Consider the following 20,620-nt stretch of genomic DNA (forward strand, 5'->3'; position numbering starts at 1 on the left):
CCCCTTTGTGCAGGAGGACGCGCCGGCTACGCTGCTCACGCTACCGCGATGCGTTTTCGAGTGAACGTGCCACGCGGTTGACTGCGCCGTGGGTTAGATGCGACTCGACCATCGCACGGCTGAATTCTCCAAGTGGGCGGCAGCCTCGAAACAGCGTAGCACCCGCTAGGAAGGCTGACGCGTACCGGAAGATGTCGAATTCAGTTCTCCATTATTGGCCGGAAAGATCGATATTCCTTCACGTTGATTTTGAATATCATCTGCCTTAATTTCATTGTTTCCGACCGGATACGCCAATGACCGAATTAATAGCTGTCGTCACAATCACCTTGCTGGCCGTCATCAGCCCTGGGCCGGACTTTGCAACGGTTACGCGCAATAGCTTGATGCTGTCGCGCCGCGCGGGCGTGCTGACCGCATTGGGCATAGGCTTAGGCATACTGGTACATATCACCTATACGTTGATCGGCGTGGGCCTGCTAATCCAGCAATCGCTTTGGTTGTTTAACACCATCAACTGGTCGGTGCTGCCTATCTAATTTATCTCGGCATAAAAATGCTGTGCACGAAAGCTGGCGGCGCACTGACCGAAAAGCGTATGGCACCGCTCTCGGATGGCGCTGCGCTGCGTACCGGTTTCCTGACCAATACGCTGAACCCCAAAGCCACGGTATTCATCGTCAGCCTGTTTATGCAGGTGGTGCGGCCCGACACTCCGCTGGCAGTGCAGATTGGCTATGGCGCTTTCATCGCTGCGGCGCACATGGGCTGGTTTAGCCTGGTGGCCTTATGCTTCTCTGCCGGTGCCGTGCGCGATCGTCTGCTGGCTTTCCGCCATTGGATCGACCGTGCCTTCGGCGGGCGGCTGGTCGGCTTCGGAGTACTGATAGCGGTGGCCCGGCGCTGATTGCGTCGGGCATTGCCCTCGCTGCGCGTGCCTTCCTTTTAGCGTGAGCCATGTCGCAGTAAGAGTTGGAGTACAGCGATTGATGCCCGCTTTACGGCCAGTGTTATGCCGAATTGCGGGGTCGACAACCTAACGATTGGCATCTATTGCGATTCTCGAATAGGTAGCAAGTTCAAGAATGTTTTCAGAATCGGCGCAATGTGATCGTGACGGTAGATACAACTGACCGGTACAGTGGCCTTGGAGCCCACGAGTTCAGTGAAGCCGAAGTCAGGCCACGAAATCATGGCTACTGTCTCGGGAACAATTGTCACGCCGACGCCGGCCAACGCCAGAGCCATGGCTGCATTGACGTCTTCAACTATGGCGACAACCTTTGGCTCCACTCGCGCGTTTTTGAATACGCCGATGACTTCGGCTGCGAAACTGGGGCGTCCTTCTCGCGGGAACAGGATCAAGGGCTCGTTACGAAGCGCGCTGCAATGAACTTGCTCACCAAACGAGCGAGCGCGCGACTTTTGCGCACCCAGAAATAGCCTCTCATTGGTTACGTTTCGGACAACTACACCCTCCTGATAGGGGTAGAAACGCCCGAACCCGATATCGATGGTGCCAGCGTCCAGCGCTTCAATCTGGCGGTTCTTGCTCATCTGCGTCAAGGACACAGTTGCCGAGGGAGCAACCGACAAGAGTTGCCGCAGCAGCAGCGGTAGCGTATGCAAAACGACGGTTCCGAAATAGGCGACGCGCAATTCCCCGATTTCACCGCGCGATGCTGCACGTGATCTCACCCTTGAGATCTCGGTAACGTGCAGTAGGCGCCTGGCATCCTCTAAAAATGTTGTACCCGCTGCCGTCAATTCGACGCCGCGGTGCGTGCGTTCAAACAGCACCACGCCGAGATCCTGTTCCAGGGCCTGTATTTGGCGGGTAATGGGCGGCTGGGAAATATGCAGGCGTCTTGCCGCAGCACCGATATTTCCCTCTTCTGCGACCGCGATGAAATAGCGAAGCTGCCGAAATTCCATTTAAGACCTCTGGTTTTCCCTAGGGGTGAACACCGCTAAGCCATACCGATCCCGTATTGCAAAGGCTAAAAAAAGTATTGGACCGCATGACACGCGAATCTTAGCATTCATGTTTGAAGCACCAACTCATCGGTGTTTCAACCATGAGATCTTGAAAGGAGACGAGTCATGGATAAACGAGTTGCCGAGGTCGCAGGCGCGATCGTCGAGGCAGTACGCAAAATTTTGCTGGACAAGCGCGTCACGGAAGCCGAATACCGCGCGGGTGTCGACTATCTCACCGAGGTCGCACAGACGCGGGAAACCGCGCTGCTTCTGGACGTTTTCCTGAACAGCACCATCATCGAAGGCAAGGCGCAGCGCTCGCGGACCTCTGCGCCTGCGATCCAGGGGCCGTACTTCCTGGAAGGTGCTCCTGTAGTTGAAGGCGTCCTCAAGACCTACGATACCGACGACCACAAACCGCTGATCATTCGCGGTACGGTGCGCTCGGACACGGGCGAGTTGCTCGCTGGCGCTGTCATCGACGTGTGGCACTCGACGCCTGATGGCTTGTACAGCGGGATCCACGACAACATCCCCGTGGACTACTACCGCGGAAAACTCGTGACGGATTCCCAGGGCAACTATCGCGTGCGCACCACGATGCCAGTGCCATACCAGATCCCCTACGAGGGGCCGACTGGGCGTCTGCTGGGCCACCTGGGCAGCCATACCTGGCGTCCGGCGCACGTGCACTTCAAGGTGCGCAAGGACGGTTTCGAACCGTTGACCACGCAATACTACTTCGAAGGGGGCAAATGGGTGGACGATGACTGCTGTCACGGCGTCACCCCCGACCTGATTACGCCCGAGACGATCGAGGACGGGGTGCGGGTCATGACCCTGGACTTCGTAATCGAGCGTGAGCAGGCCGAGCAACGCAAGTCGGCTACGGAGACAGTGGCATGAAGATCGAAGCGATCGATGTGACGCTGGTGGACGTCCCAGCTTCGCGTCCCATCCAGATGTCGTTTACCACGGTGCAGAAGCAGAGCTATGCGATCGTGCAGATCCGTGCGGGCGGGCTTGTCGGCATCGGCGAGGGCAGCAGCGTAGGTGGGCCGACTTGGAGTTCCGAATGCGCTGAAACCATCAAGGTCATCATCGAAACGTACTTGGCGCCGCTCCTGATCGGCAAGGACGCGACAAATCTGCGAGAGCTCCAGCACTTAATGGAGCGCGCCGTAACCGGAAACTATTCGGCCAAGGCGGCCATCGACGTTGCGCTGCATGATCTGAAGGCACGCTCTCTGAACCTGCCGCTGAGCGATTTGATCGGCGGCGCGATCCAGCAGGGCATCCCCATTGCCTGGACCCTGGCGAGCGGCGACACGCAGCGGGACATCGCAATCGCCGAGGAAATGATCGAGCGGCGCCGGCACAACCGGTTCAAGATCAAGCTTGGCGTGCGCTCCCCGGCAGATGATTTGCGCCATATCGAGAAGATTATCGAGCGCGTCGGTGACCGTGCTGCGGTGCGGGTCGATATCAACCAGGCCTGGGATGAGAACACGGCATCGGTGTGGATTCCGCGCCTGGAGGCGGCCGGTGTCGAACTGGTCGAACAGCCGGTGGCACGCAGCAACTTCGATGCGCTTCGGCGCCTGTCGGCCGACAACGGGGTGGCCATCCTGGCCGATGAAAGCCTGAGCTCGCTGGCGTCCGCCTTCGAACTGGCGCGCCATCATTGCGTCGACGCCTTCTCGCTGAAGCTGTGCAACATGGGCGGGGTGGCAAATACCCTCAAGGTCGCTGCGATCGCGGAAGCCTCGGGCATTGCGTCCTATGGGGGCACCATGTTGGATTCATCAATCGGCACCGCTGCTGCTCTCCATGTGTATGCCACATTGCCGACGATGCCCTTCGGATGTGAACTGCTAGGGCCCTGGGTGTTAGCCGACACGCTTACGCAGACCCAACTCGAGATCAAGGACTTCGAGATTCGGTTGCCCTCGGGTCCTGGGTTGGGTGTTGATATCGATCCGGACAAGCTGCGCCACTTCACCCGCGCGGGTTGATTGAAGTCAGTTAGGGGAAAATCACCATGTTGTCTCGTTTATCAATTCGTTTGGTCGTCTGGCTAGGCTGCGTAGGCTTGAGCTTGCTGGCAGTAACGGCGAGTGCTGCAGACTACCCGAGCAAGCCCATTCGATGGATCGTTCCATTCCCGCCGGGCGGTGCAATCGACATGGTTTCTCGTGTCTTGGCCCAGCGCGTGTCGCAAACGCTGGGGCAGCCGGTGACAGTGGAGAATCGTCCGGGCGCGGGCGGGATCATCGGCAGCGCGGAGGTCGCGCGCTCCCCGGCTGACGGTTATACGCTGCTGGTGAACTCGACAGGGCTGGCAGTGGACAAGTGGTTTTATCCGAACGTCGCCTACGATGCTCGGAAAGCATTTGCCCCCGTGGCGCTGTTGGCAACTATCCCCAGCGTTCTAGTGGTGCCGGCTGATTCCCCATACAAGGATGCCAGGAGCCTACTAGCGTACGCAAAGGCCAACCCCGGTAAGGTGTCATTCGCCTCTGCAGGCATGGGGACGTCGATCCATCTGGCGGCCGCTCTGCTGGCCGCTCAGGCCGGGGTTGACCTGCTCCACGTGCCCTACAAAGGGAGCACGCCAGCTGCCGCCGACCTGATCGCGGGGCGAGTCTCCATGATGGTCGATTCGATCACCGCACAGCAGTCGTTTATCAAATCTGGACGGGTGCGTGCGCTGGGTGTCACCAGCTTGCAACCCGCGCCCTCATTGCCTGGGATTCCTCCCCTGGCGCAAGCAGCCGACCTTCCGAAGTTCGAGGTCCTGACATGGTTTGGCTTATTTGTGCCGTCACGTACCTCGCCGGACATCGTCAAGGTGCTCAACACAGCAATGAATGAAGCACTGAAGACCCCGGAGGTACAAAAGGCGCTGGCGGATATCGGCGCTTCAGCGCAGGGGGGAACATCGCAAGCTCTGGGCGTCTTATGGGACAACGAGATCGACCGATGGGGCCAGTTGATCGTCCACCATCGACTCAACACCCAATGAACTGTAATCGGAGAGATGAAGATGTTGACTGAAGGGATATCGATTCAATCGTATGACGGGCATACATTCGGCGCGCTCGTGGGCTCGCCGGCCAAAGCGCCCGCTCCCGTGATTGTGATCGCTCAAGAAATATTTGGTGTGAACGCGTTCATGCGAGAAACGGTGTCATGGCTGGTCGACCAGGGGTATGCGGCAGTTTGCCCTGATCTGTACGCGCGCCAGGCGCCAGGTACAGCACTCGATCCGCAGGATGAGGCGCAGAGAGAGCAAGCCTACAAGCTCTGGCAGGCCTTCGACATGGAGGCCGGCGTGGGCGATCTGGAGGCTGCTATCCGCTATGCGCGACACCAACCCTACAGCAACGGCAAGGTGGGATTGGTGGGGTATTGCCTGGGCGGTGCGCTTGCCTTTCTAGTGGCCGCCAAAGGATACGTGGATCGCGCCGTAGGCTACTACGGTGTTGGACTGGAGAAGCAGCTCAACAAGGTCCCGGAAGTCAAGCATCCGGCGTTGTTTCACATGGGCGGCCAAGACCACTTCGTGCCCGCGCCAAGCCGCCAGCTGATTACTGAAGGCTTCGGTGCCAATCCATTGCTGCAAGTGCACTGGTACGAAGAGGCCGGACACTCGTTCGCCAGGACGAGCAGTTCGGGCTATGTGGCGAGTGCCGCGGCGTTGGCCAACGAACGTACACTGGATTTCCTGGCGCCCTTGCAGAGCAAGAAGCCATGAATTTCATTCACGACTATCGTTCCCCGCGGGTGATTTTTGGACCCGACAGCCTCGCCCGATTGCCGCAGGAACTGGAACGTCTCGGCATTGACCGGGCGCTCGTGTTGACCACGCCTGAGCAGGCGCCCCTGGGACGGCAAGTAGCCGAGCCGGTCATCGGCCACGTGGCAGCCTTCTACGATGGTGCGACCATGCATGTACCCGCTTTGGCTCTGTTGCAAAGATTGGCGGCAGTCAGAGGTAGGCTGTCGCTCTGCGCCGATCAGGCGGCTGCTGCGAAATGGTGGTTGAGCATGCCCATGGCCTCCGTCAGCGCCGAGGGCCCAATGCCAAAAGCTCTCTCCACAAGGCGCACCTCGCCCCTGATGCCGGGCTGCAGGCACCAGGGGCGAGCCTGTCCTTTGCGCAGGGCTCGCATGACTTCGAATCCCTTGATCGTGGCATAGGCCGTGGGGATCGATTTGAAACCGCGCACCGGCTTGATCAGTATCTTGAGCTTTCCGTGATCGGCCTCGATCACGTTATTGAGATACTTCACCTGCCGGTGGGCCGTCTCCCGGTCCAGCTTTCCTTCGCGCTTCAATTCGGTGATCGCTGCACCATAGCTCGGCGCTTTGTCGGTATTGAGCGTGGCAGGCTTTTCCCAGTGCTTCAGGCCTCGCAGGGCCTTGCCCAGGAACCGCTTCGCTGCCTTGGCGCTGCGGGTCGGCGACAGGTAGAAATCGATCGTGTCGCCCCGCTTGTCGACTGCCCGGTACAGGTAGGTCCACTTGCCCCGCACCTTGACGTAGGTTTCATCCAGGCGCCAGCTCGGATCAAAGCCACGCCGCCAGAACCAGCGCAGCCGCTTCTCCATCTCCGGGGCGTAGCACTGGACCCAGCGATAGATCGTCGTATGGTCGACCGAAATGCCGCGTTCCGCCAGCATTTCCTCAAGGTCGCGATAGCTGATCGGATAGCGACAATACCAGCGCACCGCCCACAGGATCACATCACCCTGGAAATGGCGCCACTTGAAATCCGTCATCGTTCCGTCCGTCCAATCTCCGCCAAGCATGCTCAAGCTTCACGATTTTTGCAACAGAGCCCTCGTCAAAGACCTTCTGGAAGACCGCCAGAAGCGCATCGACATCCGTCTTCGAGATCACATCGGCCTTCTGGTCGATATTGAACAAGACCGACCGGGACGGAATCGACACGGCCTTGCGCAGCGCACCCGCCAGCATCGGATTGCCCTCAAGCTTGCGCTCAAAGATCTCGACGGGACGTTGTCCCTCGACCTCGTCATTCTCTAGCAGCAGGGCGAGCATCTTCAGCAGGTGGGACTTACCTGACCCGAAGAAGCCCGATATCCACACACCGTTGGCGGTATCATAGTTGTTGTAGGCGTCGAGGAATTGCTCCAGTCGGGCGCCGATCTCGTTGGTGATGACATATTCATCAAGCTCGGTCAGGAGGCTGGCCTTGTCGTCAGCCTTGATCACCCCATCGATCGAACGGTCGACCGGCTTGGCAAAGATGTCACGTAGCAGAGTAGCCATCGGTCAGACCTCGTAATTCATGATATTGAACGCGCGGTAATATTTGTCGTCATGCAGCAAGCCGAACAATTCCAGCGATGCTCCGGTCGCCAACGCGTGCGTGTATTTTCCCGGAAAGAACATGACTGTTGGTCGGTCTTTCGCGGTGCTTTGCAGGTTGTTGAGTACGTTGTGCGACCGCAGGTAGGGGTAAACCTCGCCTACGCCTGACAGGAAAATCACGTCGTGCGGGGTTTCTTTAATGCGCCGCGCGATCTCTGGTATAAGGTGCGCCTGCGGGTCCAGAACGCCCTGCAACAGCTCCTTGAGCTCCGCCTTTTCCGTTTCGGCTTCCACCTCAAGAATCTGCTCGAAGATTCCTCGGTCCTTGAGGATACTGAGTGAAAGGTCATAGAGATCGATATCAAGGACGCAGACACCGGCATGCCCCAACCGGGCGATCAAATCTGTGCGATCCTCGCCCAGGTTCAGACCATCTTCGGCATCGAATGCGCAGATGAAGAAGGGAACCTCGTTGCCCAACCCTTGCTTCTGCAAGAACCGTTCGCTGGAAATCACCCTGAACAGGTGCTCGGCGCGGGCGCGCCGATCAGTTTTCGTGCCCACAATTATCCCCCATTCCCGGGAAAAATCCGTAAATCCAACGGATTACTTTCCTCAATCAGTCGCTTCATGCGCCCCGACAACCAGACCGGCTGAATTCTGCCTTCGGCGCTCCTTAATCCCGCTTCGCGCAAGATCCGAAACAGGACTTGCCGCAATTTGGCAGCCGTTGATGATGAAAGCGCGGCGAGGCTCGGATCGCATTCCGCTTTATCCGCGAGAAATCGATCAAACACCTCGTAGCCTAGGTCAAGCCGCCAGGATTCGTAGCGCTCATTGATTACCTCGACCGCAAATTCCCGGACAAAGCGATAGGTCCTACAGATCGCGAGCCACATGACAGCCTGCTGCTCGGTTCGATCCGCCTCTGCCAACAGGTGATGGCGTTCAGCATCGGAGAGATAACCTATCCGGTCGTACACCTCACGTAGAGCGCGGGTTTGGGAGGCCAATTTGGGTAACGAAGACGCGCCTTGCGCCAGCAAACGTTCGCGAGCGCTAGCCCAGGTCTCACCGGGTAGATAAGCGCCGGCGATCGCTATGCTCTCATTAAGCATTAGCCCACCAACGCTGAATGACATACGGTAATTTTGTACGCTATCGGCAGAATTCACAGTGCGAACTCCGCCTTTTCAAGCGCCGCTACCGTGTCAGTTCTGTTGACGACGACAATATGTTGACTGCGAGCGGGTAGCTGGGCGGCGTCGCCCAAGAGTCCGAGGCGTTTCAGCACATAGAAAAGCATTGCGTAACGAACAGTCATCACGGCTGCCCCGTCCACCATCCCATAGTCCTTGGCGACTACGGCCTTTTGGCTCGCGGTCAGGTCAGGATGCGGACCTACCTCAATGGCAAAGTGCTCCTGCCAGAGCGCGTCTTGGTCGGCTTTCGCGCCAGCATCGCCAAGCTCGCCTACATCAAGGATACGCGGCAGGAGAAAGTCTTTGAACTTTTCGTTCATGTGGCAATAGCCGCGCACATGCCAGCGAAAGCCATCATAGCCGAAGGCATGGGGCGTAATGCGGCGCCAGATGGGATCGGGCCGATCTTTGCTCATAGACTGGTAGTGGACATCGACTGACCGAACGTCACGCACCGCACCCAATATTGTGCGCAGCACCCTGGCGTCGATGTCGCGGCGCGGCGTCAGCGCGATATCGGTATCGGGAACCTGCGTGATCCAGGACTCGTCCAGTTCGATTAGTCCCTCCGCGACTGACCGCAGGCGTGACAGATAACCATAGGGGTCAGGCTTCAGGAAGATGGGCTCGAAATCCGGGCCTGCCACATAGCGACGAGCGCTCTTGTCATAGAGCGCATTGTGTGGAGCGCGCTCCTGATAGAGTGTCAAATCCTTCGATGCCTGCGGCACCGACACGTCAAATGTATCGATGATGTCAGAGCGATTGACCCCGCCTTCCCAGAACAGCCGGAACTCGATGAACTCGAGGCGGCGTTCAACGCCCCACTTCAGTGCTGGCCCCTCGCTGGTCATCTGCTTCCGGTCCTTCACATCACGAGGGGATAAAAACTATATGGACATATCTGTAATGCCCGTATAGTTTTTATATATGTGATGGAGTCGCGTCAAGCGGAACCGGCAAGGCAAAAGGGGGAAGTTGGCGGTGAACACCAATCCTAATCGGAGCACGATCATCGCGCATGGTCGTTTGGCGATGCGCCAATTGCGTCTTGATGCTGCCCGGCGGCGACTTCACGGCCTGCAAATTCTTTCATTCGAACAGCTCGCAGTCCGCTTGGCCGGAGGTTTCACGCGACCGATCGACGACGAGAGCTTGCGCGCTGCGATCCAGGCAGTCTTGCCGGAAACGCCTCTGGGCGAATTGGATGGCATTAAACTGTTGCCGGGCATGGTCGATGCCGCAGTCGATACGCTCCACAAGGCCTGGCGCTCGGGGATCGACTTGGCCGCGCGGGCCCATGAACATCCACGTCTCGAGTCGATCGCACGCCTTGAGGCGGCCGTTCAGCAGCAGCTTCCGGCCGGTATGATGCGACCCGCCGATCTGGTGTCGGCTGCGCTCGAGCGCTTGGTTCATGCTCCGGCGATCCTCGGTTCCGTCGAGATCGTCGGTATCACCGAGCTTTCGCCGAGCTGGCGCCCACTTCTGATGGCACTTGCGGCGCATGTGCCAGTCGCATGGGTCGCAGGACCGCGCCCCGTTCCGGATTGGCTCGATGAGACCGAAATCGAGGTGCGTCGTTCCGATGCTCGGATGCCTCAGCAGCACATGGTCAGCGCTGCCACCGGCTATCACGAAGCGGTCGAGGCGATCCGCTGGGCGCGCGCACTGATGGTGACGGAGGGCATCGAACCTGCCGACATCGCAATCGCTGCCGCCTCAACCAGCGACTATGACGATCACTTCCTCGCGCTGCGCGCAGACGCCAACATCGACCTTCATTTCGTCCATGGCATCAAAGTCACCACAAACCGCGACGGTCAGGCCGCAGCGGCGCTCGCTGATATTCTGATCCGCGGGTTCTCGCAGACCCGCATGCGCCGACTCGCGGCACTGTGCGGGTCGGAGACCGGCCCGTTCCAGTCGTTGCCGCAGGGGTGGCTGCGCGTTCTGCCTGCCGATGCGCCGCTGGCCTCCCTCAGCGCTTGGGATCGGTTGCTCGCTCGCCTGACAGCTGCGGACTGGCCTGACGAGCAGGATCATACGCCAGCGCTGCGCGGGATCGTCGATCTGCTCGCCAAGGGGCATATGGCAGCCGACGAGATCGGCGCTACGTTCCTGACCGGCCGTGCGCTCTCAATCTGGCGCAAGGCACTACTTGCTGGCCCCTCGGTGTCGCTTGATACGACGCTTGAAAGCCTGAAGCAGGATGATGGCTTGGAAGCCTGCGTATCGCCGGCATGGATGCCCGCAAGCGCACTCGCGGCATCGCCGCGCCGCTATGTCCGCCTCATCGGGCTCAACTCCTCACGCTGGCCTCGCGCAATTTCCGAAGATCGTCTGATTTCTGATCATATCATTCCCACTGCCGAACTCGATCCTCTGCCGATCGGCGCTGCGGATCGGCGCGATTTCGCGACCATTCTGGCGACGACCGAAAATGAGATCACGCTGTCGCGTGCGCGGCGCGACAGCGAAGGGCGCCTGCTTGGCCGCAGCGCATTGCTCGGGCCAGTGACTGAAGAACGCTACATCGGCCGAAACGCTGTACCTGCACATGCCTTCAGCGAAACGGACCGCCTGATGGCGCGGCCAGACGAATTCGCCAGCGACAGCCAGGCGTCCAGTGCAATCACCGCTTGGCGCAACTGGCATCGCATAGAGATCACGCCGAACGATGGACTGGTTCGCGCGGACCACCCGCTGCTGCTCGAGATCCTTGCACGGGTGCAGTCGGCGAGCTCGCTGAGGCTGCTCCTGCGTAGCCCGTTGGGCTTCGTCTGGCGCTATGGCATGCGCTTGCAGATGCCTGAGAGCGGCACCGACCCGCTGGTGCTCGACGCGCTGTCGATGGGTGATCTTGTCCACATGACACTCGACCTCGCGCTTCAGGATCTGGAAGCGAATGGCGGCCTCGCCAATGCCGACGATGCGCAGGTTACTGCCGCCATCGAAGCCGCTGCAGCGAATGTTGCGGGCGTCTGGGAAAGCGAGCGGGCCGTCCCGCCGCCAGTTATTTGGCGGCGCACTCTCGATGATGCCCGCACACTTGCCCAACGCGCACTCGCCTATCGCGGCGAGCATCTGGAGGATGCTCGTTCCTACGGCGAAGTCGCCTTTGGCGGTGCTGAACCCAAGACCGGAGCCGAAAGTCCATGGGATGGAGCAACCCCGGTCGCGATCCCCGGAACCGGGTTTGCAATTAAAGGCTATATCGACCGGCTAGATCTTTCGGGCGATGGACGGCGCGCGCTTGTCCGCGACTATAAGACTGGTCGACCGCCGAAAGATGATATCAGTATCGACGGTGGCCGCGAGTTGCAGCGCTGCCTCTATGCCTTCGCCGTAAAAGCCCTTCTGGGGGCGGAGGTGTCGATCAGCGCCTCGCTGCTTTATCCGCGTACCGAGACCGATCTTCAGCTCGTCGACCCCGAAGCGACGCTTGCCGAGCTTACCGGCTATCTCCAGTCCGCAAGCGCCAGCCTGAGCGCAGGCCATGCGCTGATCGGACCGGATACCGGCGGGACATATGACGATCTCGCCTTCGCGCTGCCCGCCAATGCCGGGGCTACCTACTGCAAACGCAAAACACCCGCTGCTACCGACCTCGTCGGCGACGCCGCTCTGGTTTGGGAGGCCCAGTGATGACCGCCGCTCTGAATACCCTGCGGGACGACGCTGCCCGCCGCACCGCGATCAGCAGCCATAACCAGTCGCTCCTCGTCGAAGCGGGCGCTGGCTCGGGCAAGACCGCCGTCATGGCTGGCCGGATCGCCGCCATGCTGGCGCAAGGCACGGTTCCCAAGTCGATCGCGGCGGTGACGTTCACCGAACTGGCCGCCAGCGAGCTTCTTGTGCGCGTGCGCGATTTCGTCAGCGAGCTTGCCGCCGGTACGATCCCGACGGAACTCAAGATCGCGTTCCCCGATGGGCTCTCCAAACAGCACAAGTCGCATCTCGCAGCCGCTGCGGCAAATATCGATGAGATCACCTGCTCGACCATTCACGGCTTCTGCCAGCGCTTGATCAAACCCTATCCGGTCGAGGCCGACATCGATCCCGGCGCGAGCGTTATGGACCGCAATCAGGCCGACCTCGCTTTCATCGAGATCGTCGATGCGTGGCTACGCGAACGGCTCTCCGGCGCCGAAGGAGGCCTCATTGCGGAGATGGTGCTCCACAGCCCTGGCGAGACGGTCGGCCTCATCCACCGGATCGTCGATAACCTCCGGAAGCGGCGTACCGTCGCTGCCCCGGCGGCAGACCTGCTCGCTCCGCATCTTGCGGCGTTTCGGACAACGGCAGCGGATTTTGTGGAGTTCATACGCACCGCACCGGCCGTAGAAGAAGAGACAGCGGTCTTCGCTGAGCGCTTCGCGGAGATGGCGGATGGCCTTGATGGCGGCCCCGCCATCGATACGCCCGCCGGGCTCGTGCGACTGCTGACCGTCCCGCCACATCCCGACCTTTGCACCAAGGCCGGGACGTTCCTGGCCTTCAAGAAAAAGGGCAAATGGGTCGATGCGGCCAAACGCGAAGGTCTCGCCAAAGCGGACGGCGAGCGGCTCAATCTCGCAGCGGAAGCGGCCTATTCGTCATGCTGTGCGGCATGGCAGACGCTCACCCAGAATGTCGCGAGCCGCGTCCTCGCCGACCTGATCGGCGAAGTGCGTCCCGTGCTCGACCATTTCCAGAATTATAAGCGGTCCGCCGCGCTGCTCGATTTTGACGATCTGATCTTCGCGGCGCGTGGCCTCCTGCGCGACCACGATGACGTGCGCCGCGCGCTGGCCGGCCGCTTCGCGAAGGTGCTGGTCGATGAATTCCAGGACACCGATCCGCTCCAGACCGAGATCTTCTGGCGCCTGTGCGGTGAACCGCCCGAGGCTGGTGAACCCGGTGATTGGGCCAGTTTCGTCATCCGTCCCGGCGCCCTCTTCCTCGTGGGTGATCCAAAGCAGGCGATCTACCGTTTCCGAGGCGCTGATGTTTCGGCCTATGTCCGCGCCCGCGAGGCGTTTGTCGCCCAGGACGAGAAGAGCGTCCTGTCGATCTCGACCAATTTCAGGTCCTGTGCGCCGATCCTGACCTTCGTGAACGAACGGTTCGAGGGGCCACTCTCCAGTGACGGCCAACCCGGCTTCACGGCGCTCGACTCGTTTCACGCTGATCGCGGGGAAGCGCTGTGTATCGCGGCACTCGATGTCGCGGTCGCCGGCCAAGACGGCAAAGCGTCGGCCGAGCAACAGCGCGATGGCGAGGCCGAAGCCGTCGCGCAGATGTGCGCCCGGCTTATCGGCAGCGAGATGATTCTCGATCGGCGCACCGGCGCCGGGCGCCTGTGCCGCCCGGGCGATATCGCCTTGCTTGCGCCCACCGGCAGCGACCTGTGGCGCTATGAGGAAGCCCTGGAGCGCTATGGCATCCCGGTCGCGACGCAGGCCGGCAAAGGCCTGTTCCGCCGCCAGGAAGTTCAGGATTTGATCGCGCTCACCCGCGTCTTGGCCGATCGCCGCGACACGCTGGCGCTCGGCGCGCTGCTGCGTGGGCCGCTTGTCGGTCTCACCGAAGAGCAACTCTTGGACATCATCTGGGCGCTGCCCCGCGCCGAGGATGCACCTGACAAACTTCCTCGCCTCGACCTTGGCGTCGATCCGGCCAACATCGCGCATCCGCTGGCCCGTGCCACGATCGAAAAACTCCAGGCACTCCAGCGTCAGAGCAACAACACAACGCCGCATGAGCTTCTGTCCCAGGCAATCGATGCGTTGCGGGTCCGGCCCATCCTCATGGCGCGTCACCGCGGCCAGGCCGAGCGCGCGCTCGCCAATGTTGATCTCTATCTGAGCCTAACCTCGGCATTTGCGGTACGCGGCCTGCGCGCCTTTGCCGAAACGATGACGGCGGCTTGGACCGATGAGGCACGCGCCGTCGAAGGGCGGCCGGACGCGCAGGAAGAAGCGGTTGCGCTATACACCATGCACGCCGCCAAAGGGCTCGAATGGCCGATCGTCGTCCCCATCAACACGATGACGGGGATCAAGGCGCCCGATAACGCCGTCACCGACCGCGACAGCGACACCTTCTATTGCCCGGTCTTCGGCGTGAAGCCGGCAGGCTATGAAGCGGTGCTCGAGGCCGAGAAAGCGGAACTCGACCGCGAACGTATCCGTCTTTGGTATGTCGCGGCGACCCGTGCCCGCGAATTGCTGGTGCTGCCGCGTCTTGATGCGGCGCAGTCCAAGTCCGCCTGGATTTCGCTGGTCGATCTGTCGCTCGCCGAACTGCCGGCGCTCGATCTTTCGCATCTGCCCGAAGGGATGGGCGCAGCAGCGGCACAAGCAGTCAACGCCCAGACCCGCGATAGCTTTGCCGCCGAAGCCGCTGCGATCCTCGATAAGCGCCAGCGTCTGGTCTGGCTCGCGCCGAGCCGCGATGAAAGCAACGCCGGCCCGGTACTGACGCCTGAAGCCGTGGAGGTCTGGGCGTCTGGCGGTGACGGCCAGCCCGATAACGAAGGGCCGGCGCTTGGCGTTCAGGGTGGGCGCGAGCGCGGGCTCATCCTCCATAAGCTGCTTGAAGAGGTGCTGACCGGCGAGACCGATCCCGATGAGGCGGCGTTAGGCGATCGGGCTCGGGCACTGATCGCGGAAATCGGCAAGCCGGTGATGGACGATCCTGCGCAAGGCTTGAGCCCGAGCGAACTCGCCGGCTGTGTGGTGCGGACCCTCACCTTGCCGGAAATTGCCGAGCTGCGGCCTAGTCTCGTGCCTGAACTGACCGTCTATGCGGCGGTAAACGTCGAAGGGGTTCAGGAGGCGACGGTCGGTATTGCCGATGCGACCAGTTTCGACAGCGACGGCAAGCCTGCTGTCGTGATCGACTGGAAAAGCGATGTGCAGCCGACCGCGCCGACGATCGAGCACTATCGCGCGCAGGTTCGCGCCTATCTCGACATGACCGGCGCCGAACGCGGGCTGATCGTCATGGTGACTTCTGGGCAGACAATCGAGGTTCAAGCCAGTGCTTGAGGCCCGCAGTCTTGAAGCAGGGTGCGACATACGCAGCCGCGAGAATTAATAGCGCATCCTGAGAGAGTTCTGGTGGATTTTGAGCTGCCTCCTTGCAAGTATGGGGGCTCATGGGGGGAACAGCTTTGAGCCTGAATCGCGACGAACATAACGGTGATATTGCACGAGAAGCATTGACCATCTTCGATCGCGTAGCGGCCGGCGCCAGGGCAGAACTTGCCCGTTTCAAGGGGCCATCGGCGGAGAGCCTCGCCCCTCTGAATACGCTGACGACCGAAAAAGCCGTCGCGAAGCTCAACGAGATCGGTCGGGAAATGCTCAATGGCCACCAAATCCTGTCCCGTGAACCCGCTATTGCCAGGGTGATCGCGGCGGATGAGGCGGACAAGCATACCACCTTCTAGGGGTTTGAGTAGCAACGGAACAGAAAACCTACATAAGGTGCCTCACGCGTTGTCGATGCCTGTGACGCTGGGATCGCGGAGCGGCCGAAGCTCCCCGCGTGCGACCATGTCGGGGATGGTGAAAGCATAGCGCCCGAGCATATTGATGTGTTTGGACCCAAGCGGCGAAAGGCGTGCGACGTCCTCGTCCAGGATTAGATGGCCTTCAGCGCGGAGCTGGTTGACCGCAGCGTCGATGTAGATCGTGTTCCAGAGCACGACCAGGTTGACGACCAGCCCGAGTGCGCCGAGTTGCTCCTCCTGTCCCTCGCGGTAGCGCTGGCGAAGTTCACCCCGCTTGCCGTGGAATATGGTGCGGGCAAGCTGGTGGCGGCTCTCGCCACGGTTGAGCTGGACCAGGATGCGGCGCCGGTAGGTCTCGTCATCAATGAACCGCAGCATGTAGAGCGACTTGATGAGGCGGCCGAGCTCCTGAAGGGCGCGCGCCAGCCTGGTGGGGCGATCATTGGTCTGAAGGACACGGGTGAGATCGGTCGCGCGCACGACGCCGAGTTTGAGCGATCCGGCCAGACGAAGGAGATCATCCCAATGCTCGACAATCAGCCTGACGTTGATCCTGTTCGCCGCAAGGTCATCCAGCGCGCCATAATCGGCCTTGCCATCGATACGCCAGAACCGCGCGCCGCCTATATCGGCAATTCGCGGCGAGAACTGGAGCCCGAGCAGGTGAAAGATGCCGAAGATCGTGTCGGTGTAGCCAGCTGTATCGGTCATGATCTCGCCGGGCTGCAATTCGGTTTCCTGGTCAAGCACGACGGCAAGCAGATAGAGGCTGTCGCGCAACGTGCCGGGGACCGTCACCGCATTCAGCCCGGAAAAGCGGTCGGAAACCAGATTGTACCAAGTGACGCCGCGTTCGCGCCCGAAATAGCGCGGGTTTGGGCCAGCATGGATCGTGCGCACCGGCACGGTGAACCGCAGTCCATCGGCAGAGGCGACCTCGCCGCCACCCCAGGCGCGGGTCAGTGGTATCCTGTTGTGGGCGGCGACCAGCAGCGCGTTGGCGGCGGTCAGCGTCTCGGCCCGTATGAAATTCTGCTTCACCCAGCTCAGCCGGGACCGGCGCAACGCCGACACTTCGGGACGGACAAGTGGCTCGAACCCGGTATTGGTGGCCTCTGCGACAAGCACCGCGCAGATCGTCGTCGCTATATCCTCGGCGCGTGCATTTCCCTCGCTGGCATGCGTAAATGCCGCCGCGAACCCGGTTCGCGCGTGCATCTCCAGAATCAGTTCGGGAAGATCCAGCTGTGGCAGCCGCGCATCGATCGCTTTGTGGAGATCGGTGAGGCTGAGCGGCTCGTCGATCCTGTCGAGTGGCGCGATGGAAAGCTCGGCACCGTTCGCCGTTCTCGTGATGGTCACGGCATCATTATCCGGCACACGCGCGGCCGTCTCGTGGTATGCGAGGTCAAGCCGCGCAGACAGCCTGGCGACTTCCTCATCGCCAGCGACCGCCACGCCGACCGTCCGGCATACGGTCGGTCGTGCCGCTTCCCAGGCGGCTCCTGTCAGGAGGCCTTTGCGCGGGTCGGCATAGCGAAGTGAGCGTACGGGAAAAACGTCGCGGCGCCGAATGGCGCGGCGTAGCCGGTCGATCGTACAAAGCCGGTATCCGGTCAGATCGAATGTACCGTCATCGCCCTTCAGCTGGCGGCCCCATGCCTTGGGGACGAACGATGTTGGTGCAGGTCCACGGCGCTTCTCGCCCCTGTGAACCCTTCGCAGATGGTCGACCGCATCGAGTAGTGGCTGTCCTGCGGGCGCGGCTGCAAGATCGAGCATTGCCAGCATCTTCGGCAGATAGCGCATCGTGCCGGCCTGCTGGCGCAACTCGACAAAGTAGCCCTCGTCGTTCGGCCGCGCGAGAAGGTTCACCTGTGCGACGGCGTCGGTCAGCGCTGCCCGGTCGACCAGCGCGAACACGGCCGCGCGCACTTGCACATCGCTGATGCTGTCATCGAGCAGCACGGCGCCGACATCGCGAAGCCGGAGCGATGCGGTATCGAGATCACGCAACGAGCGCATCCGGGCATCCCTGGCGTTAATGCGCGCGTTGGAGAACATCCTGGTCGACACCACGTCGAACAGGTCGATGATATCGTCGCTGGCCGACGCTTCGAGGGTGCGGATGAACGCAATCAGGGTGGCCGCGCGCCGATCGTCGGGAAGGCGGGCCACGGCCTGGGCCCGCGCGGCACCGGCAAATCGTGCCAAGGCGACCGCCTTACTGGGCGGCACGCGATCAAGTTCGGGCAAGCCCGCTGTAAAGGTGCGGATTTCGGTCAGCCGATCGACTGCACGGCTGATCTCGGGGCCGCTTTGCAGATATGGGCCGTCACGCAGTCGGTCGAGCGGGCTTTGCCGCCCGTCCCCGGTAACGGCGACCAGTGTGTCGAGCCGGGTGCGTTGCTCCGGCGTCAACCTGTCGATGAGGCGGCGATGAACGTGCGCCGCGACCCGCGTGCGGACTCGTGCGATATTGCGCTCCAGGACGGACAGGCCCGGCAACAGCACCTTGGATTCGATCAGCCATGTCGCTGCCGCATCGAAGAGCGCCGATGGCCGATCGGTGCCCGTCCAGCACAGCGCGTACAGGAAACGGTGCAATCGGAACGCGACGCTTGGATCGGAGAAAACTCGGTAGCCATAATGATCGCGGATGCGCGGACCGTGCCGCCATCGTCCCTTGGTCGCGCAATATTGGGCCATCAGTTCGCCCGGCTTGTCGATCGCCAGTTGGCTGCCTGCGAACCGCGTGACCGACGCCGGCGTCTGTGCCGGATCTTCGAGAAAGGTGCCGAGCAACCGCAAAGAGCCAAGCTGTACCGCGACGCCGAGCCGGTTGTGGTCGCCGCGGTGTGCGCTGATGAACGTCCGGTCTGCATCGTCGAGATGAAAATGACGCGCCAACTGGTCCGATGTCGGCTCGCCGACGAAGCGACCATAGCGCTGTGCCTGGTCATCCGAGAGAAAGCTGACTGGCACCGCTCGGCCTATGCCGCTATTTTGGACCGGACCCCACGCTTGCCCAGCAATTCGCTAGCACGCTCTCGAGGCTGACCTTTCGCATCGACATAGGCATAAAGCGTCGACACTGACACGCCGAGTTGGACCGCAACATCGCGTGCGGCATTGTCGCGGTCCGCCATCAGCGCCATCGCGGCCTTCAGCTTCTGCTTCGTCATGACCCGTGGCCGCCCGCCTGCACGGCCCCGCGCCCTGGCCGCAGCCAGCCCTGCCATGGTGCGCTCATGGATCAGGTCACGCTCGAACTCGGCCAGGGTCGCGAAAATACCGAATACCAACCGACCCGTAACGGCCCCTGTGCATTGTAGGGACACAGATTCACGGTAGGCATCGACGTCAGGGGTAGCCAACTATTTGCGCAGGTTCTCGATGCCAAGTTCGCGCCACATCCAGGTGAAGTCGTAGGTGGCCATCGGGTCGTTCGCGTCGAGTTGGCTGCTGCTGCGGTTTTCGAGATGCTTGAGCCACCCGGCTACTCGGTGCCGGCCTGCGGCCGTTTGAACGGCTGCGCGCGGGGTGATGTCGCCGAGTATGCCGATGGGTTCATCGAGCGTCGCGCGGTACTGACGGTCGAGCATGGCATGGATGAGCGGGGTTGCCACCTCTGGCGCAATGGCGGGTGCCGGTTCGGACATTGTCAGTCCCTCGGCCCGCGCCGCCATGGCCTGTTCGACCGTCTCGATCGTGGTCAGCGGCGAGCCGACCAACCCGGCTAGCGCATCGGTCATGAGCGCGGTGCCGCGTTTCGCCCGCTCGGCCGAGGTGACGGCGAGAATCAGGGCGCGGCCTTTCAATTCGACATTGCCGAGCACCGGGGTGCCGTCCGCCATCGTCACACCCCACGCCATACGCCCGGTGCTCTTCGCTATTCCGTTCGGTTCCTCGCCCAGCCAGTTCCAGAAGTGCGTGGTTTCCCGCTGAAGCGCAGGGATAGTATCGAGCCGCTCACCGACCAGCGCCTGGGTCACGCCGCGTGCGAAGGGAAAGCGCACGCGGTGGAACACCACTTCCTCGCCATCACTGTTGTGCAGCGTAGGGATCGACGCCGGTCCCATGGTCTTGGGAACGACATCGAACAGCCATGCCGTGCTGATGAGGGCTGGAAGCGCAGCAAGATCGTCGGCGTCTAGGTTCAACGCGGTGCGCGGGCTGCGCTTGCCCTTCGAGCGCCGCAGATCGGCGACGAGCGCCTCGGCCGCCTCCATCGTGAACGACAGCACGCCGCCCGACAGGAGGTGCTTGCCTCCGACCTGCACGACGCGGGCACCGATCCTGTCCCATTGCTTCAGCGTCTGCGAGGCGCTGCGCTCGGATACTCGAAGTGGCTCGTCGCCCTGGATCAGGTCGCGCACAAGGAAGCCGCTCCCGGGCTCGACCTCGCTGACTTCGTAGAGGCTCATCACCGACGATCGAAGGGCACGCAGGTAGATTTTGGTCGAGCCGCTCTCGTTCCAACCCCGGCGCCGAATATAGTCATCAACAATGTTCCGGTCCCCGGGTTCGATGGTGCGCGTGAGCAGATCCTCGAACGCGCATCCCCACAACACGCCGGCCCAATGATCGCCGACGA

At 61.4% G+C, this 20,620-nt stretch carries 16 protein-coding genes and 1 pseudogene; 8 read left to right on the forward strand and 9 right to left on the reverse strand.

Annotation, left to right across the window (positions count from 1 at the left end; all coding sequences use genetic code 11):
- Nucleotides 1-386: 386 nt before the first annotated feature.
- Nucleotides 387-907, forward strand: a pseudogene (locus RLDS_RS56630) (LysE family transporter).
- A gap of 143 nt (nucleotides 908-1,050) precedes the next feature.
- Here RLDS_RS56630 and RLDS_RS31315 read toward each other — a convergent pair.
- On the reverse strand, nucleotides 1,051-1,935 hold the full coding sequence (locus RLDS_RS31315) for a LysR substrate-binding domain-containing protein (RefSeq protein WP_021224465.1): 885 nt from the start codon (nucleotides 1,933-1,935) through the stop codon (nucleotides 1,051-1,053).
- 168 nt (nucleotides 1,936-2,103) lie between these two features.
- Here RLDS_RS31315 and RLDS_RS31320 point away from each other — a divergent pair, with 168 nt between their 5' ends.
- The 4 genes from RLDS_RS31320 (at nucleotide 2,104) to RLDS_RS31335 (ending at nucleotide 5,737) form a co-directional block, all read left to right on the forward strand.
- Nucleotides 2,104-2,886, forward strand: coding sequence for a chlorocatechol 1,2-dioxygenase (locus tag RLDS_RS31320; RefSeq protein ID WP_011489353.1), 783 nt, complete (start codon nucleotides 2,104-2,106; stop codon nucleotides 2,884-2,886).
- Complete coding sequence (locus RLDS_RS31325; RefSeq protein WP_011489354.1) at nucleotides 2,883-3,995, forward strand: muconate cycloisomerase family protein; 1,113 nt, start codon at nucleotides 2,883-2,885, stop codon at nucleotides 3,993-3,995. Before RLDS_RS31320 ends, RLDS_RS31325 begins: the two co-directional genes overlap by 4 nt.
- 77 nt (nucleotides 3,996-4,072) lie before the next feature.
- Nucleotides 4,073-5,005, forward strand: coding sequence for a Bug family tripartite tricarboxylate transporter substrate binding protein (locus RLDS_RS31330; RefSeq protein ID WP_236616781.1), 933 nt, complete (start codon nucleotides 4,073-4,075; stop codon nucleotides 5,003-5,005).
- A gap of 15 nt (nucleotides 5,006-5,020) precedes the next feature.
- The gene (locus RLDS_RS31335) at nucleotides 5,021-5,737 is read left to right on the forward strand and encodes a dienelactone hydrolase family protein (protein ID WP_021224467.1); all 717 of its coding nucleotides are present in this window, start codon (nucleotides 5,021-5,023) and stop codon (nucleotides 5,735-5,737) included.
- Nucleotides 5,738-5,999: 262 nt separating this feature from the next.
- On the opposite strand, the gene RLDS_RS31340 is transcribed toward RLDS_RS31335, so the two are convergent.
- From RLDS_RS31340 to RLDS_RS31360, 5 genes are read right to left on the reverse strand one after another with little or no spacing between them, the layout of a single operon-like run.
- Nucleotides 6,000-6,764: an IS6-like element IS6100 family transposase gene (locus RLDS_RS31340; RefSeq protein ID WP_001389365.1), complete on the reverse strand. Its 765-nt coding sequence runs from the start codon at nucleotides 6,762-6,764 to the stop codon at nucleotides 6,000-6,002.
- Nucleotides 6,730-7,221 (reverse strand): DUF6079 family protein, encoded by a 492-nt coding sequence (locus tag RLDS_RS31345; protein ID WP_236616782.1) that lies wholly within the window; start codon nucleotides 7,219-7,221, stop codon nucleotides 6,730-6,732. The genes RLDS_RS31340 and RLDS_RS31345 overlap by 35 nt, the downstream gene beginning before the upstream one ends.
- A 60-nt stretch (nucleotides 7,222-7,281) precedes the next feature.
- The gene (locus RLDS_RS31350; protein ID WP_021224469.1) at nucleotides 7,282-7,884 is read right to left on the reverse strand and encodes a DUF1788 domain-containing protein; all 603 of its coding nucleotides are present in this window, start codon (nucleotides 7,882-7,884) and stop codon (nucleotides 7,282-7,284) included.
- Between the two features lie 2 nt (nucleotides 7,885-7,886).
- On the reverse strand, nucleotides 7,887-8,495 hold the full coding sequence (locus tag RLDS_RS31355) for a DUF1819 family protein (RefSeq protein ID WP_021224470.1): 609 nt from the start codon (nucleotides 8,493-8,495) through the stop codon (nucleotides 7,887-7,889).
- Complete coding sequence (locus tag RLDS_RS31360) at nucleotides 8,492-9,376, reverse strand: WYL domain-containing protein (protein ID WP_021224471.1); 885 nt, start codon at nucleotides 9,374-9,376, stop codon at nucleotides 8,492-8,494. Before RLDS_RS31360 ends, RLDS_RS31355 begins: the two co-directional genes overlap by 4 nt.
- Before the next feature lie 130 nt (nucleotides 9,377-9,506).
- Here RLDS_RS31360 and RLDS_RS31365 point away from each other — a divergent pair, with 130 nt between their 5' ends.
- The 3 genes from RLDS_RS31365 to RLDS_RS31375 all read left to right on the forward strand — a co-directional run bounded on the left by RLDS_RS31365 (nucleotide 9,507) and on the right by RLDS_RS31375 (nucleotide 15,960).
- Nucleotides 9,507-12,170 (forward strand): PD-(D/E)XK nuclease family protein, encoded by a 2,664-nt coding sequence (locus tag RLDS_RS31365; protein ID WP_031297330.1) that lies wholly within the window; start codon nucleotides 9,507-9,509, stop codon nucleotides 12,168-12,170.
- Complete coding sequence (locus RLDS_RS31370; RefSeq protein ID WP_021224473.1) at nucleotides 12,170-15,556, forward strand: UvrD-helicase domain-containing protein; 3,387 nt, start codon at nucleotides 12,170-12,172, stop codon at nucleotides 15,554-15,556. The genes RLDS_RS31365 and RLDS_RS31370 overlap by 1 nt, the downstream gene beginning before the upstream one ends.
- 125 nt (nucleotides 15,557-15,681) lie before the next feature.
- Nucleotides 15,682-15,960: a hypothetical protein gene (locus tag RLDS_RS31375; RefSeq protein WP_021224474.1), complete on the forward strand. Its 279-nt coding sequence runs from the start codon at nucleotides 15,682-15,684 to the stop codon at nucleotides 15,958-15,960.
- A gap of 42 nt (nucleotides 15,961-16,002) precedes the next feature.
- Here RLDS_RS31375 and RLDS_RS31380 read toward each other — a convergent pair whose 3' ends face one another.
- From RLDS_RS31380 to RLDS_RS31390, 3 genes are all read right to left on the reverse strand, one after another.
- On the reverse strand, nucleotides 16,003-19,008 hold the full coding sequence (locus tag RLDS_RS31380; RefSeq protein WP_021224475.1) for a Tn3 family transposase: 3,006 nt from the start codon (nucleotides 19,006-19,008) through the stop codon (nucleotides 16,003-16,005).
- Between the two features lie 8 nt (nucleotides 19,009-19,016).
- Nucleotides 19,017-19,328 carry a recombinase family protein gene (locus tag RLDS_RS55785; RefSeq protein WP_021224476.1) on the reverse strand — a complete coding sequence of 104 codons (312 nt, stop codon included), beginning with the start codon at nucleotides 19,326-19,328 and terminating at the stop codon, nucleotides 19,017-19,019.
- 72 nt (nucleotides 19,329-19,400) lie between these two features.
- Nucleotides 19,401-20,620: hypothetical protein (locus RLDS_RS31390; protein ID WP_021224477.1), on the reverse strand; the 1,220-nt coding region annotated here is incomplete at its 5' end.

The sequence above is a fragment of the Sphingobium lactosutens DS20 genome (assembly GCF_000445105.1).
Classification (GTDB): domain Bacteria; phylum Pseudomonadota; class Alphaproteobacteria; order Sphingomonadales; family Sphingomonadaceae; genus Sphingobium; species Sphingobium lactosutens.

Excerpts from the sequence above, each read along its gene's own strand:
- RLDS_RS31315 (WP_021224465.1), bottom strand. The coding sequence starts at position 1,935 with ATGGAATTTCGGCAGCTTCGCTATTTCATCGCGGTCGCAGAAGAGGGA.
- RLDS_RS31320 (WP_011489353.1), top strand. The coding sequence starts at position 2,104 with ATGGATAAACGAGTTGCCGAGGTCGCAGGCGCGATCGTCGAGGCAGTA.
- RLDS_RS31325 (WP_011489354.1), top strand. The coding sequence starts at position 2,883 with ATGAAGATCGAAGCGATCGATGTGACGCTGGTGGACGTCCCAGCTTCG.
- RLDS_RS31335 (WP_021224467.1), top strand. The coding sequence starts at position 5,021 with ATGAAGATGTTGACTGAAGGGATATCGATTCAATCGTATGACGGGCAT.
- RLDS_RS31340 (WP_001389365.1), bottom strand. The coding sequence starts at position 6,764 with ATGACGGATTTCAAGTGGCGCCATTTCCAGGGTGATGTGATCCTGTGG.
- RLDS_RS31360 (WP_021224471.1), bottom strand. The coding sequence starts at position 9,376 with ATGACCAGCGAGGGGCCAGCACTGAAGTGGGGCGTTGAACGCCGCCTC.
- RLDS_RS31370 (WP_021224473.1), top strand. The coding sequence starts at position 12,170 with ATGACCGCCGCTCTGAATACCCTGCGGGACGACGCTGCCCGCCGCACC.